At 60.4% G+C, this 25346-nt stretch carries 25 protein-coding genes; 17 read left to right on the forward strand and 8 right to left on the reverse strand.

Annotation, left to right across the window (positions count from 1 at the left end; genetic code table 11):
- Position 1: 1 nt before the first annotated feature.
- The 15 genes from GNZ13_RS37415 (at position 2) to GNZ13_RS37485 (ending at position 13503) form a co-directional block, all read left to right on the forward strand.
- Positions 2 to 307, forward strand: coding sequence for a hypothetical protein (locus tag GNZ13_RS37415; RefSeq protein ID WP_172174291.1), 306 nt, complete (start codon positions 2 to 4; stop codon positions 305 to 307).
- Positions 308 to 331: 24 nt separating this feature from the next.
- On the forward strand, positions 332 to 1618 hold the full coding sequence (locus GNZ13_RS37420; protein WP_172174294.1) for a pilus assembly protein TadG-related protein: 1287 nt from the start codon (positions 332 to 334) through the stop codon (positions 1616 to 1618).
- 10 nt (positions 1619 to 1628) lie between these two features.
- A complete protein-coding gene (locus GNZ13_RS37425; protein ID WP_172174297.1) occupies positions 1629 to 2117 on the forward strand; it encodes a TadE/TadG family type IV pilus assembly protein in 489 nt (162 codons plus the stop codon).
- Positions 2114 to 2578 carry a TadE/TadG family type IV pilus assembly protein gene (locus GNZ13_RS37430; protein ID WP_172174300.1) on the forward strand — a complete coding sequence of 155 codons (465 nt, stop codon included), beginning with the start codon at positions 2114 to 2116 and terminating at the stop codon, positions 2576 to 2578. Before GNZ13_RS37425 ends, GNZ13_RS37430 begins: the two co-directional genes overlap by 4 nt.
- 29 nt (positions 2579 to 2607) lie before the next feature.
- Complete coding sequence (locus GNZ13_RS37435; protein WP_172174303.1) at positions 2608 to 3786, forward strand: AAA family ATPase; 1179 nt, start codon at positions 2608 to 2610, stop codon at positions 3784 to 3786.
- Between the two features lie 29 nt (positions 3787 to 3815).
- Complete coding sequence (locus tag GNZ13_RS37440; protein ID WP_407945684.1) at positions 3816 to 5171, forward strand: CpaF family protein; 1356 nt, start codon at positions 3816 to 3818, stop codon at positions 5169 to 5171.
- Between the two features lie 74 nt (positions 5172 to 5245).
- Positions 5246 to 6223 (forward strand): type II secretion system F family protein, encoded by a 978-nt coding sequence (locus GNZ13_RS37445; RefSeq protein ID WP_172174309.1) that lies wholly within the window; start codon positions 5246 to 5248, stop codon positions 6221 to 6223.
- 42 nt (positions 6224 to 6265) lie between these two features.
- The gene (locus GNZ13_RS37450; RefSeq protein WP_172174668.1) at positions 6266 to 7249 is read left to right on the forward strand and encodes a type II secretion system F family protein; all 984 of its coding nucleotides are present in this window, start codon (positions 6266 to 6268) and stop codon (positions 7247 to 7249) included.
- A 16-nt stretch (positions 7250 to 7265) separates the two neighbouring features.
- Complete coding sequence (locus tag GNZ13_RS37455) at positions 7266 to 7781, forward strand: MarR family winged helix-turn-helix transcriptional regulator (RefSeq protein ID WP_172174312.1); 516 nt, start codon at positions 7266 to 7268, stop codon at positions 7779 to 7781.
- A gap of 59 nt (positions 7782 to 7840) precedes the next feature.
- Positions 7841 to 8476: a methyltransferase family protein gene (locus GNZ13_RS37460; RefSeq protein ID WP_407945685.1), complete on the forward strand. Its 636-nt coding sequence runs from the start codon at positions 7841 to 7843 to the stop codon at positions 8474 to 8476.
- Between the two features lie 162 nt (positions 8477 to 8638).
- Positions 8639 to 10087: a hypothetical protein gene (locus tag GNZ13_RS37465; RefSeq protein WP_172174318.1), complete on the forward strand. Its 1449-nt coding sequence runs from the start codon at positions 8639 to 8641 to the stop codon at positions 10085 to 10087.
- Between the two features lie 183 nt (positions 10088 to 10270).
- Entirely contained in the window at positions 10271 to 11332 is a 1062-nt protein-coding gene (locus GNZ13_RS37470; protein ID WP_172174320.1) for a glycosyltransferase, read from the forward strand.
- Between the two features lie 18 nt (positions 11333 to 11350).
- Complete coding sequence (locus GNZ13_RS37475; RefSeq protein WP_172174323.1) at positions 11351 to 12085, forward strand: class I SAM-dependent methyltransferase; 735 nt, start codon at positions 11351 to 11353, stop codon at positions 12083 to 12085.
- 7 nt (positions 12086 to 12092) lie between these two features.
- Positions 12093 to 12470, forward strand: coding sequence for a GtrA family protein (locus GNZ13_RS37480; protein WP_172174326.1), 378 nt, complete (start codon positions 12093 to 12095; stop codon positions 12468 to 12470).
- Positions 12471 to 12654: 184 nt separating this feature from the next.
- Complete coding sequence (locus GNZ13_RS37485) at positions 12655 to 13503, forward strand: sterol desaturase family protein (RefSeq protein ID WP_172174329.1); 849 nt, start codon at positions 12655 to 12657, stop codon at positions 13501 to 13503.
- Positions 13504 to 13613: 110 nt separating this feature from the next.
- On the opposite strand, the gene GNZ13_RS37490 is transcribed toward GNZ13_RS37485, so the two are convergent.
- Entirely contained in the window at positions 13614 to 14414 is an 801-nt protein-coding gene (locus GNZ13_RS37490) for a bestrophin-like domain (protein ID WP_172174332.1), read from the reverse strand.
- A 318-nt stretch (positions 14415 to 14732) separates the two neighbouring features.
- Here GNZ13_RS37490 and GNZ13_RS37495 point away from each other — a divergent pair, with 318 nt between their 5' ends.
- Positions 14733 to 16373, forward strand: a complete 1641-nt coding sequence (locus GNZ13_RS37495; RefSeq protein ID WP_172174335.1) for a methyl-accepting chemotaxis protein — start codon at positions 14733 to 14735, stop codon at positions 16371 to 16373.
- Positions 16374 to 17118: 745 nt separating this feature from the next.
- On the opposite strand, the gene GNZ13_RS37500 is transcribed toward GNZ13_RS37495, so the two are convergent.
- From GNZ13_RS37500 to GNZ13_RS37530, 7 genes are all read right to left on the reverse strand, one after another.
- Positions 17119 to 17928, reverse strand: a complete 810-nt coding sequence (locus tag GNZ13_RS37500) for a c-type cytochrome (RefSeq protein ID WP_172174338.1) — start codon at positions 17926 to 17928, stop codon at positions 17119 to 17121.
- Positions 17925 to 19550 carry a b(o/a)3-type cytochrome-c oxidase subunit 1 gene (locus tag GNZ13_RS37505; RefSeq protein WP_172174341.1) on the reverse strand — a complete coding sequence of 542 codons (1626 nt, stop codon included), beginning with the start codon at positions 19548 to 19550 and terminating at the stop codon, positions 17925 to 17927. Before GNZ13_RS37505 ends, GNZ13_RS37500 begins: the two co-directional genes overlap by 4 nt.
- A complete protein-coding gene (locus GNZ13_RS37510) occupies positions 19537 to 20109 on the reverse strand; it encodes a cupredoxin domain-containing protein (RefSeq protein WP_169485467.1) in 573 nt (190 codons plus the stop codon). Before GNZ13_RS37510 ends, GNZ13_RS37505 begins: the two co-directional genes overlap by 14 nt.
- Before the next feature lie 2 nt (positions 20110 to 20111).
- The gene (locus GNZ13_RS37515) at positions 20112 to 20288 is read right to left on the reverse strand and encodes a hypothetical protein (RefSeq protein WP_167378501.1); all 177 of its coding nucleotides are present in this window, start codon (positions 20286 to 20288) and stop codon (positions 20112 to 20114) included.
- A 30-nt stretch (positions 20289 to 20318) separates the two neighbouring features.
- The gene (locus GNZ13_RS37520; protein WP_172174344.1) at positions 20319 to 21701 is read right to left on the reverse strand and encodes a c-type cytochrome; all 1383 of its coding nucleotides are present in this window, start codon (positions 21699 to 21701) and stop codon (positions 20319 to 20321) included.
- Positions 21698 to 22414, reverse strand: a complete 717-nt coding sequence (locus GNZ13_RS37525; protein ID WP_172174347.1) for a c-type cytochrome — start codon at positions 22412 to 22414, stop codon at positions 21698 to 21700. The genes GNZ13_RS37520 and GNZ13_RS37525 overlap by 4 nt, the downstream gene beginning before the upstream one ends.
- Positions 22415 to 22897: 483 nt before the next feature.
- Positions 22898 to 23791 (reverse strand): LysR family transcriptional regulator, encoded by an 894-nt coding sequence (locus GNZ13_RS37530; RefSeq protein ID WP_172174350.1) that lies wholly within the window; start codon positions 23789 to 23791, stop codon positions 22898 to 22900.
- Between the two features lie 98 nt (positions 23792 to 23889).
- On the opposite strand from GNZ13_RS37530, the gene GNZ13_RS37535 reads away from it, so the two are divergent.
- A complete protein-coding gene (locus tag GNZ13_RS37535) occupies positions 23890 to 25206 on the forward strand; it encodes an MFS transporter (RefSeq protein ID WP_172174353.1) in 1317 nt (438 codons plus the stop codon).
- Positions 25207 to 25346: the final 140 nt, after the last annotated feature.

Consider the following 25346-nt stretch of genomic DNA (forward strand, 5'->3'; position numbering starts at 1 on the left):
CATGAAACTCGCACACATCGTGTTCCCGCATCGGTCCGTGCTCGCCGTGTCGATGCTCGCCGCCCTCAGCGGCTGCATGACCAGCACGCCGATCTGGGACGCCCACTTCGGCGAGGCCGAGCGCGCCGTCATGCAGGCGCAGATCATCGATCCGCACGCCGCAGAGCACGCGCAGTCCGCACCGGGCATCGACGGCAAGTCTGCCGTCTCGGCGATGGACACCTACGAGAAATCGTTCCAGCAGCCCGCACCCGCGCCGAATGCATTCGTCATCGGCGTCGGGAGCGGCAGCGCCGGCGGTCAGTGAAAACAACATGCAGGGGAGGGCGTCATGCGTCACGTAATGCAAGCTGGTGCGTGCGGTCTGGCTCGTCGGGGCGAGCGCGGCGTCGTGGCGATCGTCGTCGCACTGACGCTCGCGGTGCTGATCGCCTTCGCCGGTCTCGCGTTGGATCTGGGCAAGCTCTACACCGCTAAGAGCGAGCTGTCGAACGCCGCCGATGCCTGTGCGCTGGCGGCCGCGCGCGATCTCACGAAGGCGGAGGCGCTGGCGACGCCCGAGGCTGCGGGTATTTCCGTTGGCGAGAAAAATCGGGTGTTGCTGCAGAGTGAAAATGTGGTGCTCACGACTAACAGCAACGTCACGTTCAGCAAGCAGTTTACCGGCCCGTATCTGACCAAAGACCAGTTCAGTGCTGCAGATGTGCCGAGCATCGGTTTTGTGCGCTGTACCGTCAACCGCGCCAACATCAGCAACTGGTTCATGCAGGTGATCAGCGCCACGCTCGGCACGTCAGCCGTTGCCGCAACCGCGGTAGCGTCGACCACGCAGTCGCAGACGACGTGTGCGCTACCGGTGTCCGTTTGCCAGCCGCCGGCCGCAAGCCCCTTCGCGAAGGGCCACTGGCTGGCCAGCAAGGTCGGCTCGAATAACCAGCTGACCGGCAACTTCATGTGGGTCAAGTATTACAACCCCGATGGGAGTCTCATGACGGTGCCCGAGATCAAGGCACTCTTGACGAGTGCAGGGCAGTGCTCGTTACCCACGATTGGCAGCAAGGTCGGCGCGACAGGCAACATTCAGAGCATGGACGGTGCCTGGAATACCCGTTTTGGGATTTACCAGAATCCATACAACTCTCCGCCTGATCCCTCCGCGGCGGTGCCCGATTTCACAGGCTATGCGTACTCGCCCGTGACCCCGTTTAACGGCGGGGCACCGCTCACGTCGAATGCCTTCCCGGATTTCCGCGACCAACGGCGGCCGGGCCACAAACCCTACCAGGGCGATACGGCATCGGGGTTGTCCGTTAAAGGATCCAACCCCGGGCCACAACCGGCAAGCTATTACACCAATGGCGCCGACCGCCGGCTGGCGTTGGTCCCCGTGGTCGACTGCTCGGCGTTGATAGGCAGTCAGAAAGCACCGATTCAGTCTTGGGCCTGCGTGCTGATGCTTCACCCGATGGAGAAAAACATCAACCAGGCGCTCAACGGCACCATCTATCTCGAATATCGCGGCGATGCCACCGATCCGACTTCTCCCTGTGCGTCGCAGGGTATCCCAGGCAGCACGACGGCTGGCATCGGGCCGATGGTGCCGGTGCTAGTGCAATAGGAGAGCCGTCATGCGCCATCGAATCAGATCCGTTCGCCGCATGCGCGGTGTCGTGGCCGTCGAATTCGCGCTGCTTGCGATCCCGATGATCATTCTGCTGCTTGGCATCGCCGAGTTCGGTCATGCGTTCTATGAGTACAACACTCTCGTCAAGTCGGTGCGCGATTCGACACGCTTGCTGTCTGCATACGATCCGACAGCGACGACCACGTACCCGATCGCACAAGCCCAGTGCCTCGCTGTTTACGGCACGAATGACTGCTCGGGCTCACCTCTCGTCGAGGGATTGACGACGAACATGGTCGTGGTGTGCGATCAGGTGAATACCAGCGGCTGCACCGGGCAATTCCAGAACGTGCAAACCGATCCGACCGGCGACACGATCAATCTCGTGCAAGTGAAGATCACTGGCTATCCGTACGCGCAGGTAACCGGTTTTTTTAATCTGGCCGGTCTGATCTTCGGCGATATCAGTTGCGTGATGAGGCAGACGCTATGAAAACGTTCAACATCCATCGTTTGCCTGGCGCCCGGCGCCAGCGCGGCGCTGCGGCGCTTGAATTTGCCTTGATATCGATAGTCTTTTTCACGTTGCTGATCGGCATCATGGAGATGGGGCGCGTGCTCTTTTACTGGAACACCGCTGCGGAAGCGACCCGGCTTGGCGCCCGGATGGCGGTGGTCTGCGACATCAACAGCAGCCAGTCGGCGAGCAATCCGGTGATCGCACAGATGCAGCAGTTGCTGCCGATCCTGCAGCCTGCCAACGTCACCGTGGCCTACGCGCCGTCGGGCTGCGACGCTTCGTCATGCACCGCGGTCACGGTCAGCGTGACCAACGTCACTGTCAATACTGTCATGCCCTTTATGCCGCTTTCGATATCGATGCCGCCATTCTCGACAACTTTGCCAAGAGAAAGCCTGAATAGTGTGAACGGCACCAATCCCACTTGCAGTTAGTACACCGCCCATCCACAGGGAAGAACGAAATGATCGACATCCTCACGATTTCATCGGATCCCGCACATGCCAGCGCGATCGCACGGATCGTCGCGGCGGGAGAGTTCCATCACCGAGTCAGGACATCGACCGCCGGGCTGGCCGATCTGTGCGCGCATCAGCAGGCGCTCGATGGCGTCGATTTGCTGGTTATTGATGGCGCGCAGATGACGCAGGAGGATTTCGGCACACTCACTGCGCTCACCGCGCAGCGAGTGGGTCTGGCCTGCATGCTGCTGGCACCGTCGCCGACCGCCGATCTGCTGATTCGTGCGATGCGTGCCGGCGTGCGCGATGTGCAGCCGTGGCCGGCTGATCCCAAAGACCTGCAGCACGCCGTCGAAGGCATCGCGCAAAAAGTTACCGGCACGCGGTGCGAGGGCCGGGTGATCTCTTTCGTGTCCTGCAAAGGTGGAAGCGGCACTTCGTTTCTCGCCGCTAATCTGGGGTTCGCCGCGTCGGCGGTCGGCAAGCGTACGCTGCTGATCGATCTGAATCAGCAATTCGGTGAGGCGGCCTTTCTGGTATCGGAAGTCACGCCGCCCGCCACGCTGGCCGATGTGAGCATCCAGATCGACCGGCTCGACCCCGCATTTCTCGACGCGTGCCTGACTCACGTCAGCGATCGTTTCGATGTGCTGGCCGGCGCACCTGATCCGGCCAAGGCAAAGGAAATCAAACCGGAACATTTGCAGCGGATTCTGCATCTGGTGCGGAGTCAATACGACCTGATCATTTTCGATATCGGCCAGAGCATCAGCAACGTGTCGATTGCGGCACTCGACCAGAGCGAGTGCATTTTTCCGGTGCTGCAACTGAGTTTGCCGTATCTGCGTGGCGGCCGCCGGTTGCTCGATATGTTCCGCTCGCTCGGCTACCGGGGTGACAAGGTACGCGTGCTGGTCAATCGCTATCAGAAGAAGGGGCCGGTGGGGTTGCCCGAACTGGAGAAAGCACTGGGCCTGAGGGTGGCCAGTGTGATTCCGGAAGACGGTGCTTCGGTGTCGGCGTCAATCAATCAGGGTGTACCGATTCTGCGGCTCGCCAAATCGAGTGGCGTGGCAAAGAGCCTGAGCGAACTGGTGCGAAGCCTGTCGCCGCCGCCGGCAAACGATCGTCGCAGCATTCTGCAGAAATTTTTCGGTAAGCCGGTGTTAAGCAGGGCTTGAGAGAGAGGAGAGGAAAAATGGAAAACATCTTGACGCTGCGCGAGCAATTTAGTGAACAAGTTGATGCGTCTGCACACGAGCAAAGCCTTAGCCGGAACAGAATGGCCAAGAGAGCGTACCAGCAACTCAAGAAAAACGTGCACGAGGCCATTATCGACCGCGTCGAGCTGGAAAAACTCCAGCGCCTGTCGAACGAACAGATTCAGCATGAACTGGCGCAACTGGTCGAGCGCATCATCGAAGAAGACAACATTCCGATCAACGAGGTCGAGCGGCGCCACCTCGTGCGCGACGTGCGTGACGAGATGCTTGGCTTTGGACCACTCGAGCCGCTGCTGGCGGACCCGACGATCTCCGACATTCTGGTCAACACGTGCAAGCATGTATATATCGAGCGGCGCGGCAAACTGGAACTGACCGATGTCACGTTCTATGACGACGCGCATTTGATGAAAGTCATCGAAAAGATTGTGTCGCGCGTCGGCCGCCGCATTGACGAATCGAACCCGATGGTGGACGCACGTCTGCCGGACGGCTCGCGCATGAATGCGATCATTCCGCCGTCGGCGATCGACGGCCCGCTGCTGTCGATTCGCCGTTTTGCCGTCAATCCGCTGACAGTGAAGGACCTGGTCGACTATCAGAGCCTCACGCCACCGATGGTTCAGATGCTGGAAGCGCTTTCCGCCGCCAAGATCAACACGTTGATTTCGGGCGGCACGGGCAGCGGCAAGACGACATTGCTCAACGTTCTGTCGGGGTTCATTCCGTCCGACGAACGTATCGTGACGATCGAGGACGCTGCCGAACTTCAGTTGCGCCAGATACACGTGCTGCGGCTCGAAACGCGTCCGCCCAACATCGAAGGCAAGGGGGAAATCACGCAGCGCTCGCTGGTGCGCAACGCGCTGCGGATGCGGCCCGACCGGATCATTCTTGGCGAGGTGCGGGGCCCCGAAGCGCTGGACATGCTGCAGGCGATGAACACAGGGCATGAGGGTTCGCTCGCGACGGTGCATGCCAATACCCCGCGAGACGCGCTGACACGGCTCGAGAACATGATCGGCATGGCCGGTTTGAATCTGCCGCCCAAGGCCGCGCGCCACCAGATCAGCTCGGCGATCAGCGTCATCATTCAGGTGGCGCGTCTTACCGACGGGCGCAGAAAGATCGTCAGCATTCAGGAAATCACCGGCATGGAAGGCGAGGTGATCAATTTGCAGGAAATCTTCACGTTCAAGCGTAGCGGTGTGGATAAGGACGGCAAGGTGTGCGGGTACTTTTGCGCGACGGGCGTGCGGCCGAAATTTTCCGAGCGGCTGCAAGCGTTTGGCGTGCCGGTGCCGGATACGTTGTATGACCCGACACATCACTATCCGGTCTAACGGCGGCTGATATAGCCGACAGGCAGGACGGAACGGCTGCGGCGAGCGGCCGCGCCACCACGAGGGACATCGCCATGAATTATCTTTACTACGGCTTCATCATTTTGGTGTTCTTCGCGATCATTTTGTTGATCGAGGCCGGCAATATTTGGTGGCAGAGCCGGCACAGCAGCGCCGCCAAACGCCTCGAAAGCCGCATCCGCATGATGTCCGCAGGGGGGCATGCCAATGACAAGGCGGTGTCGATTCTCAAGCAGCGCGGGTTGAGCAATTCACCGCTGATGACCCGTCTGCTGCTGCGGGTACCGCGGATTCAACGGCTTGATCGCTGGCTGGTTCAATCGGGACTGAGCTGGTCGGTGGCGCAGTTTCTTACTTACACCGTGTTTCCGCCGCTCGTGGTGTGGGTGGTCGGCAGCTTGATCTACATGCCGTTGATGGCGCTATTGGCGGTGATGCTGATCGCGGGCGTCTTTGCGCCACTCAGAGTCAGCCGGGCCAAGGGCAAGCGGCTGAGACTGATCGAGGAGCAATTGCCCGAGGCCGCCGATATGATCAGCCGGTCGTTGCGGGCCGGTCATTCATTCTCGACGGCTCTCGGCATCGTGGGCGACGAAATGCCCGAGCCGATCGGCGCCGAGTTTCGCACGGCGTTCGACGAAATCAATTTTGGCGTGCCGCTCAACGACGCGTTGGGGGGGCTGGCCAACCGCGTACCGATCAGCGATCTGCGCTACTTCGTGATTGCGGTGCTGATTCAGCGCGAGAGTGGCGGCAACCTGGCCGAAATTCTCGTCAATATCGCGCAGCTCATCCGCAGCCGGCTCACGCTGCTTGCCAAGGTCCGGGTGCTGTCGGCAGAAGGCCGGCTGTCGGCCTGGGTCCTTGGGGTTCTGCCGTTCGTGATGGCCTTTCTGATTTCGATAGTGAATCCGCGTTTCCTTCGCGTTCTGTGGACCGATCCGGCCGGCATAAAACTGATCGGCGTGGCGCTGGTCATGATGGCGCTCGGCGTGGTCTGGATGAGAAAAGTCATTCGCATCCATGTTTGATCGAGACACGTCACTTTGATTCTTTGGAGATGGGTCGATCCCATGCCTACCATGAAAAATGAACAACTCATACTGCTGGCCATCGTTTTTGTGATTGTCGCCCTTGTCGCATTCGGGGTGATGGCGCTGCTTATGCCGAACTCGATCCATCGCCGCCTTGGTCAGCTCACGAGTTCCGGCCAGCCCTCGTTGGAACCGGACGATGGCGAAGTCGCCCAATGGGTCAGGAAGGTTGTGCAGGCTTCGCAGCCGATCGCCAAACTCTCGATTCCCAAAGAAGGTTGGGAGCATTCGGTGTTGCGCACGAAATTCATTCATGCGGGATGGCGCAGTCCGTCTGCCCCCGGAGTTTTCTTTGCTGCCAAGACGGTTGGGGTCATTGGGCTGCCTCTCGCGTGCCTGATGGCGGTTGGCCCTTACCTGTCGAACAATAACGGCAGGTTGCTAATGGTCCTGCTGCTGGTGCTGGCGGGTATCGGCTATTACCTGCCCAATGTCGCGCTGGCTCGCCGTGTGCGCCAGCGCCAACTGACTATTTTCGAGGATTTTCCGGACGCGCTGGACCTGCTCACCGTGTGCGTGGAGGCGGGTCTGGGGCTGGACGCGGCGCTGATGAAGGTGGCCGATGAAATGCACCTCAAAAGCCCGACGTTGAGCGACGAATTGCAACTGCTGCTGCTCGAGTTGAGAGCGGGGTTAAGCAAGGAAACCGCGCTCAAGAACCTGGCACTGCGCACTGGCGTGGAAGACCTGGACGTGCTGGTCGCCATGCTGATTCAGGCGGAGCGCTTCGGCACCAGCATGGGCGATTCGCTGCGCGTGCATTCGGAAAATCTGCGGCTCAAGCGACGGCTTCGCGCCGAGGAGACAGCCGGGAAAATCGCCGTCAAATTATTGTTTCCGCTTATGTTCTGCATATTTCCGACGCTGATGCTGGTGCTGCTCGGCCCGGCGGTCATTCAGGTTATACGCGTACTGTTGCCGACGCTGTCCGGTGAGTCAGGTGCGGCCTTATCACAGTTTTGATGACTGGAGTGCAAACATGACTCATACCCCCGATGAACGCGTGGAGGTCGTCAAGCTCCGGTTCATGCTGGGTGTCAAGCTCGCGGCCTTCAACCAATTTGTTGCGGGGCAACTGAGACTGAACGTCACCGACCTGAAATGCCTGGAAGTCGCTTATTACGATGAGGTGCAGCCGGTCACGCCTGGCCGGCTGTCGAAACTGACGGGACTATCGCCTGGCACGATCACGACTTCCCTGAAAAACCTTGAAAAAGCCGAACTGATAAAACGCGAAACCGATCCGACCGACGGGCGGCGCATCCTGTTGCGCTTTATTCCAGGCCGGCGGGCGATGATCGATGCTTACTTTGAACCGGTCAACCGTGATCTGGCCGCTATCGATCGCACGCTCGATAGCGGAGAACTGGAAAGCGTCAAAAAGTATCTGTGCGGATTGATGAGGATCCTCGACGAATATATGTCAGCACCCAGCCCGATGATGCAGGCCCACTCGATGCTGCGGCCCAATAAGAACAGTCGGAGAAGGACATGAGCACGATCACCGCCGAAACAGCGGCACTTGTAATACCTCTAGCCGGGAGCCTCGCATACATGATGCACAAGGCGATACCGCGCTTGGGCGATGCGCTTCTCGAAGTATTGGCGCGGGTCGGCTCGGCTTTGCTGTTGGGCCTGTTCGCATACTTCGCGATCCGGCATTGGCTTGCCGATCCCGGACGTATCACGCTGTTGCTGCTGGTGATCGCCGAGTGCTTCACCGTGGGTCTGTCGCTTTTCACAAGGGTTCCGGTCATGCGTGACTGGACGCCGTTTGCATTCGTGTGCTCGATGGGTGCCACGTACTACTTTCTTGCCGTTCAGCTTGGACCCGGGGCCCGACTCGTACCGGAATCGGTCGGGGCTGCGCTTCAGGTTTCCGGTATCTGCTGGCAGCTCGTTGCAAAGGCCTCGCTGCGGCGCTCGTTCGGCATTCTGCCGGCCAACCGCGGTGTCGTGTCCTGTGGTGCCTACCGGTTCGTACGGCATCCAATGTATCTCGGCTACCTCGTTGCGGATATTGGCTTTCTGCTGACAAACTTCGGTTTGCAGAACGTTCTCGTGTACGGCTTTCAGTTTGCCTTGCAGGGTGGACGCATCCTGCGTGAGGAGTGGATTCTGTCTTCCGACGAGAACTATCGTCGGTACAAAGGAAAAGTGCGCTATCGGGTGATTCCTGGGGTGTTCTGATCCTGCGAATCGTTTGGCATCGGCATCGGCAGCGGCAGCGGCCACTCGATGGGTCGCAGCTTGAAGATGAGGCGTCCGATGAAGGGCGGTGGTCTGGTATGAGCGATTTCCGAGTGTTGGGGATAGGACAAAACAAAGCATAGAAACGGACCGGGGACTCAAGTGAAGAATGCATTCATTATCGAAAGGCGAACGATTTCCGATTCATGGGACAGAGTACCTTTCCCGATCGTTGTCGCGTTAATCGGCTATGGCATCGTCCTGTTCGCGCGGCAGTTTCTGAATGATGGCGATACCTACTGGCACATTGCAGCGGGCAACTGGATGCTTCAGAACGGCTCGGTCCCGCACGCAGACCCGTTTTCGTATACGGCCGCCGGAGCGCCGTGGGTAGCGCACGAGTGGCTGTCCGAAGTTCTTATGGCGCTCGCCTACAAGGCTGGCGCCTGGAACGGCATCGTCATGCTCTATGGCGCCACAACCGCGTTGGCATTTGGACTGTTGGCGCATTTCCTTCGACGCTGGTTAAATCAACCGGCTGCGCTGGTCGTCTTTGTTCTCGCAGCCGCATGTGTCAGCCCGAGCCTGCTTGCGCGTCCGCACATTCTCGTGTTGCCGGTCGTGGTGCTTTGGTCCGCCGGCCTACTTTTGGCGAAGGACAGGGGCGCGGCGCCATCGCTGCTTCTGCTTCCACTTATGCTGATCTGGGCAAATTTGCATAGCAGCTTCGTTTTCGGCCTTGCGCTTACCTTGCCGATCGCACTCGAAGCACTGGTTGCGACGAAGGTGGACCGAGCCCGGATTGCACGCAGTTGGGGCGTGTTCTGCGCAGCGGCAACTGGGGTATCGCTTTTGACGCCGAATGGCTGGCATGGACTGCTGTTCCCGTTTCAGGTCTCACGCATGCCGCATCTCTCGCTCATCGGCGAGTGGAGCCCAACGAACTTTCAGACGCTTGAGCCGCTGGAGCTAGCGCTAATGGCGGCGTTCTACATCGCGTTTTCGCGGGGGATCCGGTTGCCGATTCCCCGGCTGCTCACGCTTATCGCGTTGCTGCATCTTGCGCTTCAGCACAGTCGGCATCAAATGCTCGCCGGCGTCGTGGGCGCGTTAATACTGGCGAGGCCCCTTGGCGAGGCTTTCGGCGGGAACGAGCATGGAAACACGAGCCGCCTCGCCTCGTTACGCTGGACCGTCGTTGGGTTGGCTTGCGTGGTGCTATTGACGACACTCCGTCTGGCGCATCCTCTCGTGCGTACCGATGAGCACGTGTCGCCGATCACGGCGCTAAATCATGTGCCGGCTGAGATTTTGCGGGAGCCTGTCCTCAACAGTTATGACTTCGGCGGCTATTTGATATTCAAGAATATCAAACCATTCATCGATGGCCGCGCCGACATGTACGGGGATGATTTTTTTGCAAACTACATGGTCGCCTTGACGCCGAACCGCGTTGCCTTTGAGCGGCTAGTAGAGAAGTACGGAATTCGATGGGCGATCCTGAGCGCGAACAGTACCACGCTGGATATGGTCGATGCGCTTCCGCAATGGCGGCGTCTGTATGCGGACGGCGTTGCCGTCGTGTACGTGCGCGATGGACCGCGATCATAGCTTGTCGCGCATCGCTCTCGTTGCCGTCGAAGCTTTCGATTGCAGGACATTGTGTTCGCCGCGAGCCTATGGCCGGATTGCACAAGACAGAGAAACGTCGGAGATGAGCGTACGCGATTTGCAAGCCATTCGCCCGCGTTCATCCGGCATAGCGTGTCAAATCAGAATAACGGGGAGGTAGCCATGTCTGAGCAACACAACAGGCCACTGATTTCACTGGTGGTGCCGTTCTACAACGAATGCGACGCGGTAGGCCACTTCTTCAGCGAGATCGTCCCGGTTCTCGAAGGGATTGCATTGACGCGCTTCGAAATCGTCTGCATCAACGACGGCAGCACCGATGGAACCCTTGACAAGCTGATCGCTGCCAGCGTGCGGGACGCGCGCATACGTGTAATCGACCTGACGCGAAACTTCGGCAAGGAGGCGGCGCTGACCGCTGGTATCGACGAAGCGTGCGGCGACGCGGTGATCCCGATTGACGCGGACCTTCAGGATCCGCCGAGCCTGATTCCGGTTATGGTCGAACACTGGCGGCAAGGAGCGGAAGTGGTGGCCGCCAAACGGACCAACCGTGCGTGCGACACCTTCGCGAAACGCACCGCCGCCGCGATCTACTATCGCGTTCATAACGCACTGTCCGAAGTGAAGCTTCCGGAAAACGTCGGCGACTTTCGTCTGATGGACCGCCAGGTCGTCAATTCACTGCGAAACTTGCCTGAGCGGCGGCGCTTCATGAAAGGACTGTTTGCGTGGGTTGGCTATCGGACTGTCATTGTCGAGTATCAGCGCGAGCCGCGCAGCGCCGGCCATTCGAAATTTTCCGGGTGGCGGTTGTGGAATTTCGCACTCGAAGGCATCACGAGCTTCAGCACCGTGCCGCTGCGCAGCTGGACCTATATTGGCCTCGCGATCGCCACCGTGGCTTTTCTCTATGGCGGTTTCATCATCGGCCGCACGTTGTGGTTCGGCAACCCGGTCCCCGGTTATGCGTCGCTGCTTTCCGTGATGCTGTTCATGGGCGGTATCGAACTGATCGGCATCGGCGTGGTTGGCGAATATATCGGGCGCATCTACTACGAGACGAAGGGCAGACCAGTCTATCTCGTGCGCCGACGCTATCAGGCAAAGAGCAAGGTCAGCACGCTGCCCGTCGGGCGCAACAATTCGCGCACGTCGAACACACTGCGGCTCGAAGGCTCACGCAAGCGTAATGCCCAGCGTGTGCGGTTCGCTGCCCGCTGAGTCTTGGAGGCATAAATCATGTTCCCGGATGCCTATTTGCAGATGGCCGAAACCGAGGCCGAACATTGGTGGTTTCGCGGCCGGCGCGATGTGTTGCGCTCGATACTGCGCCGCCTCGCGTTGCCGTCCCGAGCGCGCGTGCTCGAAGTGGGCTCAGGCACAGGCGGTAACCTGGAGATGCTGGCGGAATTTGGCAGTGTGAGTGGAATTGAAATGGACGAAACGGCACGGAGGCTAACCGCAAAAAGCACCGGTGAGCGCTTCGACATTCGCGCAGGGCGTTGTCCCGATGATGTGCCGTTCGACGGCGAACGCTTTGACCTGATCTGTTTTTTTGATTGCCTTGAGCACATCGCCGACGACGTCGGTTCGCTGGCGCGCATGCGCACAATACTGTCTCCCGACGGAAAGATCGTCGTGACGGTACCGGCCTATCAATGGTTATGGAGCGCGCATGACGTGTTTCTTCAGCACCACAGACGCTACAGTCGAGCGACGCTGACGGCGTGTGCGAACGAAGCCGGATACCGCATCGAACGCATCACGTACTTCAACACGCTGCTGCTTCCGCTGGCGATTGCCGTGCGTTTTATCGATCGTCTGCTCAAGCGCGACAGATCGAGCGGCGATGCCACGCCGGCCGGCGTGCTGAATACGCTGCTATACCGGGTCTTCAGCGCGGAGCGCCACTGGGTTTCACATGGCGCATTGCCGTGCGGAGTTTCGCTACTCGCTGTGCTGACGGTGAAGTGACGCGGCTATGACAACCCGCACCGAGTTGATAAGACTGGTCCGCTTCGGTGTCTGCGGACTGCTGGCGACAGGGTTGCATATCATCGTGGCCGTCGTGCTGATGTCGTACGCCGGCGCGTCGCCGACGCTGGCGAACACGGTAGCGTTCGCTTGCGCGACGTGCTGGTCATATCTGGTGAACACGCTTTGGAGCTTTTCGTCTTCGCTTCGTCTCAGGAACGTCTGGCGATTCATCGTCGTTTCGCTTGGCGGTATGGCTTTGGCCGGACTGGTGTCGTACCTCATGCAGGTTGCGGGAGCGGGTCCGTGGATAGGGATTGCAATGGTCGTCTGCGCAGTGACTCCGCTCACTTTTGTCACACACCGCCGCTGGACGTATCGATAGGGTGGGGATATCTGTGAGTCGTCGCATTCTCTCTATCGAGAACGTTCTGTTTCTCGACGGGGATTCGGTCCGATTTTTCGCGTCTGGATTGGTTCGAGCGAAAGAAGATCCGGTCGCAAGGACATTGAACGTCAGTCGCTGGCGGCCAGGCAAGAAGCCGGCCTTATATCTATCGAGGAAATCCATGCTTGCGTCCAATCCGCTTCCTGCGCTGTGGCACTTCGCATGCGAATGGTGGTTCGGCTATGAGGTCGTGTTGTCGCTGTTCATTGTAGGCGCGTTGATCGAGGCGCGCCGGCCGGTACAGCGTCTGCAGTCCAGGGCGGCCATCCGTCTGAACCTCGCATACTCAGCCATCTATACGGCCTTGGGTCAGGCCGCGCGGCCGTTGACCATGGCCGCCTCGGTCTGGATCGTCAACCTGCTGGGAGGCGGCCTGATCGTGTTGCCGGCCCACGGTTGGGGCGTGCTCGTATCGGTTCTTGCGCTCGTGCTCACGATCGACCTGCTCGAATATCTGTTTCACCGCCTGCAACATGCGTGGCCGCTGCTGTGGCGCATGCATTCGTTGCATCACAGCGCGGAATCGTTGAACGTCACCGTGACCACGCGCCACTACTGGTTTGAGGCGCTACTCAAGGGCTTCCTGCTGTTTCCGCTGGTCGGCGTGCTGTTCAAGGTCGATCCGTCGATCGCGGGCATCGCCGCCCTGGTGTTTTTGCCAGTCAACTTTTTTGCGCATATGAACCTGCGCATCAACCTCGGTCGCGTCGTTACATGGGTCAACAACCCGCAATATCACCGGCTGCATCACTCTCGCCGAGCCGAACATTTCAATAAGAATTTCACGCAAATGTTGCCGCTGTGGGATCGCCTGTTCGGCACGATGTGGACACCGGCGCCGCACGAGTGGCCGCCAACCGGGCTGGACGGCGACGCCGAGCCCGCGTCAGTGCTGGTCGCGCTGTACTGGCCGCTGCGCAGGCGCATCGCCGGCGACCCCGCCGCCTCGGCGCCGCGCGTGGCCGAATGACGGTCCGCCAAACGCCGCGTGACGCCGCCACTCTCTTTTGTCACGCACCGTCGATGGACATATGCAGAGTCTTGAGCGCTCACGCCACGGCTATCGACGGTAACAACGCCTCACCGCCTGAGGTGCTCCAGAGCATCTCTCATCGGCAAACTGGAAATAACAATCGGCCCGGTGAACGGCGTATCCAGATCGACAATTACATAGATGGCAGAAGCAATAGAAACTGCCCGAAGCGAGATCGTGACCAACGCCAACGCATTGCGTGGCGCGATCAATCCGAAGCTGAGAAAAATCACGCACAGCCAGAACGTCAGCGTCATGAAGAATGGCAGGGAAATTGAACTGTGCGCTTCCTCGATGATCTTCCATCGAGCATCCACAGTTCGCCGATATTGCGTCAACGCATCATCGAGCGCGCGCTGTTGTAACGGATCATGCGCCCGCAATTGCCGCAACTGCCTGCCCACCGCGGTCAGCATATCGCCGAGCCGCACGTTCTCCAGCTTCTGCGAGTTGTCCTGCGTTCCGATGTTCCTCGGATAGTCACCGGCTGGCGCCGGCTCGTCTGGCCATGTCGATGCAATTGCGGCCGCGGTGTACACACGCAACAGGTGCCGGGCCTCATCGGTATCGCTACCGTATTCCCGCATGGTCGTGTCGAATTCGATCAGGTCGGCCGCAAAGGTGCGCAAATCATTCGATTCGGTATCGAAACTGGATTTCGCGGATGCCGTCATCAACCCGAGCACCAAAGCGGCAAACGTCACCAGCATGCCGATAACCAGTTGGATGAGTTGCACGGTTTCGTGCGCCTTATGCTCCTCGGGCAGCAACGGTCGCACCCACACGCCCGGGCCGGTTCCGACAAGCAATAAAGCGAAAACCAAAAGAGCCGAGCCTATTTCTGACATAGAAATGCTCCGGGGACGCGCGCCTCGTCACTTTCTACCAACCGCCGCCCGCCGACCACCCGGGTAGTCCCGCAAATTAGTCCCGCAAATGCCCGTGCGCGAGCGGCCGCTGACTCTCGCTCGCATGTTGATGTATCGCAAAGGTCTGCGCCATCAACCATAAAGTTTTCTGCAATCCCGCCGTAGACCATTTATGTGGCGTTCGCTTAAATTTCAAACAAAAGTTGCGAACCTGGCCGTATGGGCTTGGGCGCAGCACGCGTGGCCGAAGCTAATTTTCTGGACATCCGGTCAGGCAGCCCAATGGAGACAAGCCCGATGTTGAAAAATCTGTCGATTCGAACCTGCCTTACCCTGATGATTGTGTTCTTCGGCGTGGTGCTGCTGTTCGGCGCCGCTGCCGGACTGTTGTCGTTGCGTTCGAGCAACGCGTCGCTGCAGCAGATGTACACCGTGGACACGCCCGCCGTCGCCGACCTCGAAGGCAGTGCCGGACAGCTGCTGCGTCTGCGGCTGGCTTTGGCGACCTACGCATCGTTGGTCGACCTGAACGATCAGGACGGTGCGAACGCGGTGCTCAAGCGTTTTGATCAGTACCAGAAAGCATCGAACGATCGCCTAGCCCACTATGTGAGCCGCGCGAGCACGGATGCCGACGAACAGCGCCTGATCAAAGACATGCAGGACAAGCGCGACACCTTCCTGCACGAGGGCGTCGATCCGGCGCTGGCCGCGCTCAAGTCCGGCGACAAGACCGCATTTGAGCAGTTGCAGGCGCACAAGCTGCCGTCGCTCTATAGCGCGTACGAAAAGGCGATGCTTACGCTCGAGCAATTGCAACTCGACCACGGCGCACAGCGCTATCAGGATGCGCAGGACCTGTTCTACGCGATCTGTATCGCGGTGGCGATCGGCATGGGGTTGTCGCTGTTGGGCTCCTTGATCGGGCGGGCGGTCATGGTGCGGGCAATTGTCAGCCCGGTCGACGCGACCATTGCGCAGTTTCAGCGGATTGCCAATGGCGATCTGACCAGCCAGATCGACGTGACGAGCAATAACGAAATGGGTCGTCTCGCCGCGGCGCTGCGCAAAATGCAGGACTCGCTGATCGAGACGGTGAATGCTGTGCGTCACGGTACGGAATCGATCGATACGGGTGTGAGCGAAATTGCGGCGGGCAATACCGATCTGTCGCAACGCACTGAGGAGCAGGCTGCATCGCTCGAAGAGACGGCGGCCAGCATCGAAGAGCTGACCTCGACGGTCAAGCAGACGGCGGACAACGCGAAGCAGGCGAGCTCGCTGGCGCAGGGCGCGTCGAGCCTGGCGGCACAGGGCGGCGATCTGACCGAGCAGGTGGTGGGCACGATGCGTGGCATCGTTGACGACTCGCGGCGGATTGCAGACATTGTTGGTGTGATTGAAGGGATTGCTTTCCAGACCAATATTCTGGCGCTGAATGCTGCGGTTGAGGCGGCTCGTGCCGGTGAGCAAGGGCGTGGGTTTGCGGTGGTGGCGAGCGAAGTGCGGTCGTTGGCACAGCGAAGCGCTGCGGCGGCCAAGGAGATCAAAGGGTTGATCGATGCTTCGACGGCACGGGTGCAGGCGGGCTCGCAACTGGTTGAACGCTCGGGTTCGACGATGACGGAAATTGTCGAGGCGATTTCTCGCGTGAGTTCGATTATGAGTGAGATTGCGGCGGCGGCGATTGAGCAGAGTACCGGGATCGATCAGGTGAATCTTGCTGTTGCGCAGATGGATGAGGTGACTCAACAGAATGCTGCGTTGGTTGAGCAGGCTGCTGCGGCGGCTAGTTCGCTTGAGGAGCAGGCTCGCAGGTTGACTTTGGCGGTGGCTGTGTTTCAGACGGGGAGTGGGGGTTCTTCTTTTGCCGGGCGGCGAGGTGGAATTGTTGCTGCGCCGGCGATGAGAGATTTGGGTGGGGTTGTCGCGGGTTGATGTTTTTTTTGCCTGCTCGGCGGGTTTTGTCTGTTTGCCTACGGGGTTGGCCTTTCCTTGAATTGATATTGGATTATTAGCGTCGCCCCTGTGCGGGGCAGGCACTTACTTTCTTTGCCGCCGCAAAGAAAGTAAGCAAAGAAAGCGGCTTCACACCGCAAATTCTTAAGCGGGTCCCCTGGCTTGGAGGGGGCAGTGGTGCATCTGGAATCCGTGTCCTCGCACATTCAGCGTTGGTGACAAGGAAGTCATCAGCTCCCACTCCGCACTGCGTGCGTCGCGGATGGGTATGCATGGGAAACCAGCGGTTTCGTTTGGGCGTGGTGGGGCCGTCGGCTTCGCCTCGGCGAAGCGCTCAATGAAGCGTGAGCGCGAGAACGCAGCAGAGGGTTTTATGAAGTGCTCTTCGGCGCGCGTAGCGCCGCCGGAAGTATGACTGCCTTGTCACTCGGGCTGAATGTGCGAGGGCACGGATTCCAGATGCACCACTGCCCGCTCCAAGCCAGGGGACCCGCTTAAGAATTAGCGGTGTGAGCCGCTTTCTTTGCTTACTTTCTTTGCGGCGGCAAAGAAAGTAAGTGCCCGCCCCGCACAGGGGCGACGCTAATAATCCAATATCAATTCAAGGAAAGGCCAACGCCATAAAAGCACAGACAAAACCCGCCGAGCAGGCAAAAAAAGCCAAGCAAAGCCCAACGCCGTAGGCAAACAGACGAACAAGCGCCGAGCGGGCAAAACCCTCACCTCACTGCATAGCAGCATAATACTTAGCCAAACTATCGATCTCAGCCGAGGTCATCTGCCTCGCCACATTCCGCATCTGCTCATTAATATCGTTATGCCGCGCACCGGAAGCAAACGCCCGCATCTGCGCAGCGAGATAAACAGAAGACTGCCCACCAAGCCAGGGTGCCGCCCCCTTACGATCAAGCTGCCCATGGCAAGCCGCACAAGGCGCGATATTCCGCTGCGGATCACCCTGCATGGCAAGCTTCACGGCATTCGCATCCGGTCCAACGCCCGTAGGCGAAACCTCGGCCGCCGGCGCGCGAGACAGCGAAGCATAATAAGCCGCCAGATCATGCAGATCCTGCTCACTGCGAGCAGCAATAATCGGCTGCATGACTGCGTTCTGCCGCACGCCGTTCTGATAATCGCGCAACTCTTTATAGACCACGTCGGCATACTGCCCGGCCAACGCAGGCGCCGTCACCTGCACTGTGCCCAGCACGCCATGACACATCGAACAATTCTGCGTCGCAATCGTCGCGCCGCGGCCAATCGAATTCGCGTCAGCTCGTACCCGCCGCAAAGGCGGCAAGACCACGACTTCGCTCGGCGCCGGGCCGGCAATATTGGCGCCGCCGTACCAGCTCGACGGTACGCCCGCGGCGCCGCAAATGGTTGCCCATAAGCCACGCTCACTGAATCCACTATTCGCCGACGGTAACCAGACGAAGCCGATCAGTATCGACACGACGGCAATCGCTACCGTGCCGCCAAGGCCCACCGTGAACCACGGGTTGCGCAAGCTGAAGACGCGTTCCTGACTCATCGCTGCGCTCCGACGACAACTGCCGGCACCGACGTCTGCGGCAATCTGAGCAACTGAACGATCGGCACACTGTAGTTGACAACCGTCAGCCCGATCATCAACGCCACCCACAAGCCGAAACTGTTGAGCGCGGCAGGCACGCGCTCCACCGGTTGCACCGCGCTCGCGAAGCGGAAACTTTGTTGCTGTACCTGCGGTCCGAATTGCGACTTCGCCAGGATGTAGATGAACAGCACGCCGGACACCACCAGGACCAGTCCGCCCACCGCCGACATGCCAACCCAAAACGCCTGCGATTCCATCCCCGGCATGTTGTAGTCGTAGTACGCCATGCGGCGCGGGGCGCCGAGCAAGCCGACGTAGTGCCACGGCAACGTCGTCACCATCATGCCGATGAACCACAACCACAGTTGCGTACGCACCAGCTTCACCGACGCAATCGCACGGCCGGTCAGTTGCGGCCACAGTTCGTACGCGATCGCGAAGTACATGATGACGATCGCACCGCCGAAAATCAGATGGAAGTGCCCGGTCACCCACTGCGTGTTGTGCACCGTGGAGTTCAACTGGTAGCTCATGTTGATCAGGCCACCCGCACCGCCAAGGCCCAGCATCACGAACGAAAACGCGATCACCAGCATCATCGGGTTCTGCCACGGCAACGCGGTCAACCAGCCGAACGCGCCCTTGCCGCCGCGCAGCCGCCCGGCGATTTCCACCGAAGCGCAGATGGTGAACACCGTTAGCAACGTCGGCACCGACACCATGCCAGTGAACACCGCATGCAGGAACTTGAAGCCCGAGCCGACCTGCGGATCGGCAAACAGGTGGTGAATGCCGATGGGCATCGCGAACACGAGGAACAGAATGAACGACACGCGCGCCATCGAATCGCTGTAGAGCCGGCCGCCGATTGCACGCGGCACCAGCGTGTAGTACGCGATGTAAGCCGGAATCAGCCAGAAGTAGACGATCGCATGCAGCGTCCACGAGAACAGGATGCGCGAGAGACCGGCATCGATCGTGTTGGTTAGGCCGAAGGCAACAGGCAATATCTGGAACAGGATTTCGAGCGCCGCGCCGATCGCAGTCCACGCCCACAGATACGCGCCCGCCACGTTGGCGAACATCGCGAGTGGAATGGGCTTGCCGGGGTTGGCGCGCTTCCAGATGCGCAGATTCACGTGCATCAGCGCGACCCAGATCCATGAGCCGACCACCACCAGCACCACACCGAGGTAATAGAATGGACTGCCGATCATCGGTGGATAGAAGGTGAAGAGCACCGAGGCTTGGCCGAGCGCGACCGGGACCATCGCCATCACCGCGCCAACCGCCAGCATGATGAACGCGGCCCACGCCCATTTGAGACCGACGAGCCGCTGTGCGAGTGCGAGTTCGACGATCGCGTAGCCGAAACCCATCGACACCAGGGTGGGCAGCACGTAAGCCATCACCGAGCCATGCGCGGTCACCGATCGATAGTAGAGCTCGGGGTCGCCGACCCACGGCACCAGCGGGCTGCGTACCAGCATCTGCCAGGCACCGAGCAGCAGCGCGATCAGAAATGCGATGAAGGCCAGCCAGAAATGCGCGAGAACGAGTCGCTTAGCGTGAAACACAGCTGAGTCTCCGTGATTGTCGGGCTTGCTCGAAGAACGTGGCTTTGTCGATGACCTTGACGTGCGCCCACATGGTCTGGTGGCCGAAGCCACAGAACTCGTGACACGGCATGGTGTGATCGGCGGGTTTGTCGAAGCGCGTGTTCAGCGTGGCGACATAGCCGGGCACGACCATCGTGTTGATGTTGGTGTCGGTGACGAGCAGGCCGTGCACGACATCGGCGCTGGTGGTGCGGATCGTGATCGGCGTGTCGGCAGGCACCAGCAGACATTGCGGCGTGAACGAATACTGCTGCGCGATGAAACGCACAACCACGGAGCCGTCTGGCTCGACGGCGCTGCCGAGGTTGTCTTCGACGAATTCGCCGGACAATTGCAGGCGCGAAGGATCGATCGTCTCGACCCGCGACGGCGGCATCATCGCCCAATGCAGCCCCGAGAACACGATGACGGCGAGCATCAGAACGATCAGCGCCGTGGCGAAAATCGCCCAGCGGCGCTCGGCGCGTAAGGCGACTTCGTGGCCGCTGCCCGGTTGGTGATTGGAATCAGTCGACATAGTCAGTGGATGACGCCGCGCGGCAGAAAGACAAGAAAGTAGAAGCCGAACCAGATCGCCATGACAATCAGCGTGGCGACACCGGCCACGGCGATCGCGCCATGCGGACCGGCCGCGACGACGCGTTCCACTTCTTCATCCGTCGGTGGGGCCGCGCTGCGGGTATCGTTCGCTTCCATCTGGAGATTCTCCGGTGCAGCGGTTCAGGTTCAGTGCAGCGGCGCTTTGCGCAATTCGTTGACCTCGCGGGACGTCACCGGCTGGCCGTGGTTGCCCCACGCAGTGCGGATATACGTGACGACGGCGGCGGCATCGGTGTCGTTCAACTCCTGACCGAACGGCGGCATGCCGTACGGCTCGGGATTGCGCATGGTGCCGGGCGGGAAGCCGCCATTGAGCACGATGCGGATCGGGTTGACCGCGGAGTCCATTTCGATCGACTGGTTGCGTGCGAGCGGCGGGTAGTGCTGCAACTGGCCCTCGCCGTTCGCGCCGTGGCACAGGGCGCATTTGTCGGCGTAGATCTTTTCGCCCAACGCGAACACGTTGGTATTGGTCGGCGCGGAGGGGCCCGACTTGCGACCTTGCTTGTCCGGCAGTGTCTTCAGATAGACGGCCATCGCCTTGACGTCTTCTTCAGTCATGTACTGAAGGCTGTGATAGGTGACCTCGGCCATCGGCCCGTACACCGCGCCGCGATCGGAAATGCCCGCCTGCAGCAGGTCGACGATGTCCTTGATGCTCCAGTCACCGAGACCGCCGTCCTTGTCGGACGTCAGCGACGGCGCGTACCAGTTCTGCACCGGAATCAGACCGCCGGCGAACTGCTCGCTTTGCGACGAGCCGCCGAGCATGTTGATCTTGGTGTGGCACATCGTGCAGTGCCCGAGCCCATCGACAAGATACGCACCGCGATTCCATTCGACGGATTTGGTCGGGTCCGGCTGGAACTCGCCTTCGCGGAAATACAGCGTGCGCCAGCCGTACAGCAGCTTGCGCTGGTTGAACGGGAAGCGCAGCGTGTGCTTGTGGTTCGGCTCGCGTACCGGTGTCACGGACTTCAGATAAGCGAAGATTGCGTTCGAGTCTTCACGTGTGACCTTGGTGTATTGGGCGATTGGCATCGCGGGGTAGAGCATGGAGCCGTCCGGCGTGCGGCCGGTGCGCATCATCCTGAAGAACGCTTCCTCGCTCCATGTGCCGATGCCGTATTGCGCATCCGGCGTGATGTTCGGCGAATACAGCGTGCCGAACGGCGTATCCATGGCGAGGCCGCCGGCGAACAGCTTGCCGCGCGGTGCGGTATGGCAGGCGACGCAGTCGCCGGCGCGGGCCAGATACTCGCCGCGTTTGACGATGTCGGGGCGGGTGTCGGCTTGGTCGCCAGTTGCAGTTGCAGTCGCAGCAGCAGGCGTGGCTTCGGCGGCGCTTGCTTCAGCGATCAGCAACGCACGCGGTGCGCGGGGAAGCGCGGCGCTGCCGGCGACGATCAAGCCGGCGATCAACAAGCCGGATACGAGCGACACAGCGGTGCAACGGCGCTTCGTCATGGCATACGAAACAGGGCGGATCGAGCGGAGGGTCGGCTTCATTGCGGTTGGCTCCCGCATGCGAGAGGCAGCCGCTCTGCGGACGCCGGCGCGGGTCGCGGATTGGCAGGGCGCGGCTGGCGCGCGAGCCAGCTCGATACCGCGGTGATGTCCTTGTCGGTCAGCTTGACGGCGATCGAATGCATACAGTCCGGCGCAAGCGCGTGACGTGTGCCCGAGCGCCACGTGCCCATCTGTCCGGCGATGTAGCTCGCATGCAGGCCGAGCAGGCCCGGAATGCCAGGTTGCGTCCCCGTCATGCGTGCTCCATGACAGGCGATGCACGCCGGGATCTTGCGCGCCGGGTCGCCTTGCGTGACGAGTCGTTGTCCGGCTGCAAGCACTGCCGGGGCGACATCGGTGTGATCGGAATTGGGGTAGGGCGGTTGCAGGTCGGCGAAGTACTGGCTGATCTTGCGCAGATAGTCGTCGGGCAGAAAGGCGAGCAGATAACCCATCGGCGGATAGGTGCGGCCACCGTCGCGAAACGCGCTCAACTGATTGAACAGATAGTCGGCCGGTTTGCCGGCGATACGCGGGAAGTAATCGTTGTTCAGGCCCTGGCCTTGCACGCCATGACACGAGGTGCAGGCGCGCACGCGCTCGTCCATGGCCGAGGGCATCGCGCCGGGTGCGTCAGTGGCCGCGAATGCCGCACCATGCCACATGACGTAAAACACCAGCAGGATCGAAAATCCGATAGTTCTACGATGCACGCCAAGCCTCGTCGGGGGAACGGTTATTTCGCTATTTATTTTTCGCGCGTTCGCTCATGGATTCGATGAACGATGCATGACAAGCCTGCCAATTGCTCTTGTATATAACGACTGCATGGACAGCAAATCGAAACGCACTTATTAAGGAGGCGCAGTGTTGAATAGATACGGCAATGCAATTGCTTTACAAAACAATGATCTGCCTGAGCGCGCCGGTGGGTGGCGGCTTTCGGGCTGCGGTAATAACGCTTGATGCGTTTAGCAGACGTGTAGCAGGTTGCAGGAATTTATCCGATGCGTCAATGAAAATTGAGGGACCAATCGGAGGCGTACTTGATCAGCATAGGCGTCGATTAGCGCGCCTTCAATATTTATTCTGCGTCCGGTTTGAATGTGGGCTGCATCGCGAAATGCGATTGATGCGCTGCTCCATGTTTCTGCCGGGATTCATGAATCCCGGCGCGTGAATCGACGCCTGGCGCGTCAGCTGAAAAGACGCATCAACGCTGTGCGCGCATTGCTAACGCGTTCGCTTTCGCCGATTCGCCCCGGCAGCAGATGAAACTCGACGGCAGGCAGTGCGGGCAATCCGACGCTCGGCGGGCAGGCCACCACGCCCCCGCCAATCGACGACTCGTTCAGGCAGGAAATGCCCAGCCCGGCCTTCAATGCCAGTTGCAGCCCGGCCACCCCGGAGGCCGAATGCGACAACAGATACGGCACCTTGTGTTCGTCGAGGAGCTTCACGACGAAACGCTGCAACTGGCAACTCGACGGCAGCAATACCAGCGGATAAGGCGTGGCCGGCCGCGGACTGGCATCGGCCGCGCAGACCCACAGCAGTTTCTCGCGCCGCACTACCGTGCTTTGCGTACCGGCGCCGGCGCGGCGGATGGTGGCGCGCGTGTTACCGGTGACGAGCCGCAACGAGAGGCCGATGTCATACGAAGCATCGTCGCCGGCGTCGCTATCGATCACGGCGCTCGGCAGCACGGTGACATGCAGTTTCAGGCGCGGGTGCTGTTCCGAAAACGTCTTGAGAATGCGCGCGATGTCGAGCGGACGGTAGTAGTCCGTGATGGCGATGCGCAGTTCGCCGTCGAGCGAGCGGCCTTGCAGGTCTTCGAACGCCGCCTCGCTCATTGCGATGATGCGGCGCGCGTGATCGAGCAGGCGGCTGCCAGCCGGCGTGGCAGACACCCCCTGCTTGCTGCGCACAAAGAGCGGCTGGCCGGCGCGCTCCTCGAGTTTCTTCAACTGCTCGCTCACCGACGACTGCGACAGGAACACGCGCTCTGCGCCCGCCGAGACGCTGCCCGATTCGGCGACGGCGACGAAGGTGCGCAGCTGTGTCAGGTCGAATCCGCGTTGGCTCATGATTCGGTATATCCGATGGAAGTCATCGGAATTTCCGGCTTTTCCGATGGGTGGACCAGCCGTAGGATACCTCCAATTCATTCATTGCAGGGGTTGTCATGGGAAACGATTCGATTGCTGCCGTGCGGCTTCCGGGTGAGCGGGCAGCGAGCCATCGGTGGAAGGTGTTGGGAGTAGGCTTCGCGGCGAACGCGAGTTTTTCGGCGGCTTTCTCCGGGATTCCGACCACGGCCGTCTTTTTGCGTTCGGGTTATCACCTCGGCAACGAAGGGCTGGGGCTGGTGCTAGGCATGCTCGGTTTGGGCATTGCGCTCAGCGAGTTGCCATGGGGACTCCTGACGGACCGTTGGGGCGACCGCCGCGTGCTGTTGCTCGGACTTCTTTCGACTGCCGCGGCGTTAGCCGGGCTGGCGTTGTTCGTGGCGCCGTCCGGCGCGCATGTGCCGAACGTGGCGACGCTCGCGCTCGGTTTGTTGCTGGTCGGCCTGCTCGGCGGCAGCGTCAACGGTTCGAGTGGCCGCGCGGTGATGGCCTGGTTTCGCGAAGGTGAGCGCGGCCTCGCGATGAGTATCCGGCAAACCGCGGTGCCGGCCGGCGGTGGCCTGGGGGCGCTGATCTTGCCGGTGCTCGCCTCGAGATTCGGCTTTGCTAGCGCGTACACCGTGCTGGCCCTTGCCTGCGCGATTACTGCGGCGTTCGCATGGTGCTGGCTGCACGAACCTTCGCATACCGAGGGGAATGGTGCGGGTACGGTTCGCAACGCGGCAGTTGCGGGTGCAGTGCCGGCGAAGGATTCGCCGCTACGCGATATCGGCATCTGGCGTGTGGCGCTCGGCGCCGGCGCATTGTGCGTGCCGCAGCTTGCCGTCGTGACCTTCGGGACCGTCTTCCTTCACGACTTCAGTCGCGCCGGCGTTCTGGCGCTCAGCGTGACGATGGCGGCGGTGCAAATGGGCGCTGCGATTGCGCGGGTCTGGAGCGGCGCGTGGACCGACCGGCGCGGCAATCGACGCGCTTACATGCGCGGCTGCAGTGTGGTGACCGCGGTGCTGTTCGCATCGCTTGCCTTGGTGACGGGGTTGGCCGGCATACACCACGCCGCGATGACGACGGTGTTCGCGCTGATGATCGTGCTGGGCGGCGTAACCGCATCTGCATGGCACGGCGTTGCCTTCACGGAACTCGCGACGCTCGCAGGGACGAGCCGCGCAGGTACCGCACTCGCGATCGGCAACACCTGCGTCTTTCTCACGCTGTTCTTGACTCCGCTTGCGATTCCAACATTGTTGTCGGTGGGTTCGTGGCCGCTGGTGTGGGCGGTAGCCAGTGTGTGCGCATTGATCGCGCTACCGGTATTTCCACACGCGGCTCGCGCTGGCAAACTGGCGGCGGTGCGCGCCTGTGATGCTGCATGAACAACTCTCGTATATTCGATCCACATAATTACGTATTCCTATTTTGATAGCGCCGCAATGGACTATCAAATTGTCTGCCGGTTTCGGGACTCTCCGATTTTCGCTCGGCTGTGGTAGTGGTTTTATAGTCACCCTTGGCA

Origin of the sequence: Paraburkholderia elongata, from assembly GCF_013177735.1 — a bacterium.
Lineage (GTDB): Bacteria > Pseudomonadota > Gammaproteobacteria > Burkholderiales > Burkholderiaceae > Paraburkholderia > Paraburkholderia elongata.

Coding starts and splice junctions, on each gene's coding strand:
- GNZ13_RS37415 (WP_172174291.1), top strand. CDS start 2: ATGAAACTCGCACACATCGTGTTCCCGCATCGGTCCGTGCTCGCCGTG.
- GNZ13_RS37420 (WP_172174294.1), top strand. CDS start 332: ATGCGTCACGTAATGCAAGCTGGTGCGTGCGGTCTGGCTCGTCGGGGC.
- GNZ13_RS37425 (WP_172174297.1), top strand. CDS start 1,629: ATGCGCCATCGAATCAGATCCGTTCGCCGCATGCGCGGTGTCGTGGCC.
- GNZ13_RS37430 (WP_172174300.1), top strand. CDS start 2,114: ATGAAAACGTTCAACATCCATCGTTTGCCTGGCGCCCGGCGCCAGCGC.
- GNZ13_RS37435 (WP_172174303.1), top strand. CDS start 2,608: ATGATCGACATCCTCACGATTTCATCGGATCCCGCACATGCCAGCGCG.
- GNZ13_RS37445 (WP_172174309.1), top strand. CDS start 5,246: ATGAATTATCTTTACTACGGCTTCATCATTTTGGTGTTCTTCGCGATC.
- GNZ13_RS37450 (WP_172174668.1), top strand. CDS start 6,266: ATGCCTACCATGAAAAATGAACAACTCATACTGCTGGCCATCGTTTTT.
- GNZ13_RS37455 (WP_172174312.1), top strand. CDS start 7,266: ATGACTCATACCCCCGATGAACGCGTGGAGGTCGTCAAGCTCCGGTTC.
- GNZ13_RS37460 (WP_407945685.1), top strand. CDS start 7,841: ATGATGCACAAGGCGATACCGCGCTTGGGCGATGCGCTTCTCGAAGTA.
- GNZ13_RS37470 (WP_172174320.1), top strand. CDS start 10,271: ATGTCTGAGCAACACAACAGGCCACTGATTTCACTGGTGGTGCCGTTC.
- GNZ13_RS37475 (WP_172174323.1), top strand. CDS start 11,351: ATGTTCCCGGATGCCTATTTGCAGATGGCCGAAACCGAGGCCGAACAT.
- GNZ13_RS37480 (WP_172174326.1), top strand. CDS start 12,093: ATGACAACCCGCACCGAGTTGATAAGACTGGTCCGCTTCGGTGTCTGC.
- GNZ13_RS37485 (WP_172174329.1), top strand. CDS start 12,655: ATGCTTGCGTCCAATCCGCTTCCTGCGCTGTGGCACTTCGCATGCGAA.
- GNZ13_RS37490 (WP_172174332.1), bottom strand. CDS start 14,414: ATGTCAGAAATAGGCTCGGCTCTTTTGGTTTTCGCTTTATTGCTTGTC.
- GNZ13_RS37495 (WP_172174335.1), top strand. CDS start 14,733: ATGTTGAAAAATCTGTCGATTCGAACCTGCCTTACCCTGATGATTGTG.
- GNZ13_RS37500 (WP_172174338.1), bottom strand. CDS start 17,928: ATGAGTCAGGAACGCGTCTTCAGCTTGCGCAACCCGTGGTTCACGGTG.
- GNZ13_RS37510 (WP_169485467.1), bottom strand. CDS start 20,109: ATGTCGACTGATTCCAATCACCAACCGGGCAGCGGCCACGAAGTCGCC.
- GNZ13_RS37515 (WP_167378501.1), bottom strand. CDS start 20,288: ATGGAAGCGAACGATACCCGCAGCGCGGCCCCACCGACGGATGAAGAA.
- GNZ13_RS37520 (WP_172174344.1), bottom strand. CDS start 21,701: ATGAAGCCGACCCTCCGCTCGATCCGCCCTGTTTCGTATGCCATGACG.
- GNZ13_RS37530 (WP_172174350.1), bottom strand. CDS start 23,791: ATGAGCCAACGCGGATTCGACCTGACACAGCTGCGCACCTTCGTCGCC.
- GNZ13_RS37535 (WP_172174353.1), top strand. CDS start 23,890: ATGGGAAACGATTCGATTGCTGCCGTGCGGCTTCCGGGTGAGCGGGCA.